The organism is Streptomyces sp. NPDC002958 (assembly GCF_055563255.1).
Genome location: NZ_JBVHDS010000072.1, coordinates 1 through 2512 on the forward strand (window position 1 = coordinate 1; position 2512 = coordinate 2512).

General features: G+C 65.5%; 1 protein-coding gene. It reads left to right on the forward strand.

Translation table 11 applies throughout. The features are described 5' to 3' along the window. Nucleotides 1-688: 688 nt before the first annotated feature. Entirely contained in the window at nt 689-2476 is a 1788-nt protein-coding gene (gene ltrA / locus ACZ3IC_RS34085) for a group II intron reverse transcriptase/maturase (protein WP_467422590.1), read from the forward strand. The last annotated feature ends 36 nt before the right edge of the window (nt 2477-2512 follow it).

Here is a 2512-nt window from a genome sequence, read left to right on the forward strand (position 1 = left end):
CCGGGGGTGCGACACGAGGTCGCACGAGTTGAGTGAGCTTCACTGAAGGAGGTTCGGCAGATGCCGAAGGTGTAGTTACGGATCAGTGTTCGAGGATCTGTCCCCGGGCCTGACGTGCGTCGCTGGTAACGGCGGGGTGCGAAGCTCAGGTCGCCAGGCTCAAGGGCTCCCGTTCCATCCGGGAGTTACAAGTCACGGGGAAGGCCGACAGGGTGAACAGCCGTGAACCCCTGATGATGCCTCGTGATCGGAAGCCCCGCCGATGGGTGGTTGCAGCGGGGTCAAGGACTGGCCGTTGAAAAGCGGCAGGCGCCGACCGGAAGACCTTAAGCCGGTTGGGAGAACACCGCCGTCCTCGGGGTATAGGGGGCACCCGACCCGGCCGCACCTCACTCGTGCGGAACGTGACAACCCCGTTGGAGTCCGGGAACGCCCTGGCGTTCCCGGCAAGCCGACCGCAAGGAAGGCCCGAATCTCCAGCGGGCGCAGGATGGCCTCAGAAGCCAATGCCGGCAGCCGAAAGGCAGCGGGAAACCGAGGCATCATGGCTGGCTCCTTCGCCAGTCGCCTCGCATAACCGGCCGGATACGGGCAGGTGCCCGGACCCGAAAGGGTGCTGACGGAGGCCAGGTGAGCCTGTGAAGAGACGAAGAGAAGGACACCGGAACCGAAGGGCAAGTTGGACGCCATGACGAACACGCGGGCACACGCCGGTGCGGACGTGATGGCGAACGGACCGGAGGACAACGTCCCCGACTGGCACGAGATCGACTGGCGTGCTCTCGAGGACGAAGTACGGCGTCTGAGACAGAGGATCTTCACGGCATCGCAGGCAGGCGACCTCAAACGGGTACGCAATCTGCAGAAACTGATGCTCCGCTCTCGGGCCAACACGCTGTTGAGCGTGCGGCGCGTGACGGAGGTCAATGCTGGTCGCAAGACCCCGGGGGTGGACGGGCGGACGGCGCTACTGCCCCAGTTGAAGGCCGAGTTGGCCAACTGGGCACAGTATCGCTCCTCGGCCTGGACGGCCCTGCCGGTCAAACGAGTGCACATTCCGAAGGCAGGCGGTAAGAAGCGCCCACTGGGCATCCCTGTGATCGCCGACCGGGTTCTCCAGGCGCGGGTCGTCAACGCGCTGGAACCGGAGTGGGAGGCGCGGTTCGAGCCGAAGTCGTACGGCTTCCGGCCTGGCCGCGGCTGCCAGGACGCAATCTCCGCCATCTATCTGACGCTGAAGGGAAAGAACCCCCAGCGGATGTGGGTGCTGGACGCGGACCTGAAAGCGGCGTTCGACCGCATCAACCACGAGCACCTTCTCGCCCAGCTCGGCACGTTCCCCGCCAGGGAACTGGTCCGACGCTGGCTGAAGGCGGGGGTGGTCGATCGCGACCGGTTCGCCCCGACAGAGGAGGGCACCCCGCAAGGCGGGGTGGTCAGCCCTCTGCTGCTGAACATCGCCCTGCACGGATTGGAAGAGGCCGCCGGAGTCCGCTACCGAAAGCTCGGCACGCACGCCGCCGAGTCGGTCGAGGTCGCCCCGGCGTTGATCAGATACGCCGACGACCTTGTCGTGCTCTGTCACAGCCGTGATGAAGCCGAACGGGTCAAGGCGAAGCTCACCGTCTGGCTGGCCCCCAGGGGGCTGGTGATCAACGAGGACAAGACGCGCATCGTCCACGCTGACTCCGGCTTCGACTTCCTGGGATTCAACGTCCGTCGATACGACGGCAAGCTGCTGATCAAACCGAGTCCGGCGGCCCTGAGACGGATCCGGGAACGGCTACGCGCGGAGATGGCGGCCCTGCGCGGGGCCAATGTCAGTGCGGTGCTGCACAAGATCGACCCGATCGTGCGCGGCTGGTCGGCCTACTACCGGACGGTGGTCTCCAGCGACGCGTTCACCGCGCTGGACGACTACATGTGGAAGCTCACCTACAAGTGGGCCAAGCAAGGCCATCAGAACAAGTCGAGGCACTGGATCGTCGATCGGTACTTCGGCCAGTTCAACCCGTCCAGCAAGAACCGCTGGGTGTTCGGTGACCGGGAGACCGGCGCCCACCTGCGGAAGTTCTCCTGGACGAAGATCGTTCGACACCAGATGGTCGCGGGCACCTCGTCTCCGGACGACCCGGCCCTGACCGAGTACTGGGACAAGAGGCGGCGCAAGGGGGCACCCTCGCCACTGGACGCGTTCGGACTGCGGCAGTTGACGCTGCAAGACGGCCGTTGCCCATTGTGTCGGGAGTTCCTGCTGCACGCCGACCACCAACCGCAGAGCCCACCCGAGTGGGAGCAGTGGATGGCGGTCGTCCGGCGGGCAATGACGAAGCAGTACATCGTCATCTCTCCGGAACAGGGCAAGTCGAACGTGGTCCTCCGTCTCGTGCACACCGCCTGCCGTCGTCGGCGATCAGCCGAGATCGCGGCAGGCCCAGCACCTCTGCATGCCGGCGAGCCTTCAGGGCTTGCTTGAGCCGGATGCGGGGACAACTCGCACGTCCGGTTCTTA

Excerpts from the sequence above, each read along its gene's own strand:
- ltrA (WP_467422590.1), top strand. The coding sequence starts at position 689 with ATGACGAACACGCGGGCACACGCCGGTGCGGACGTGATGGCGAACGGA.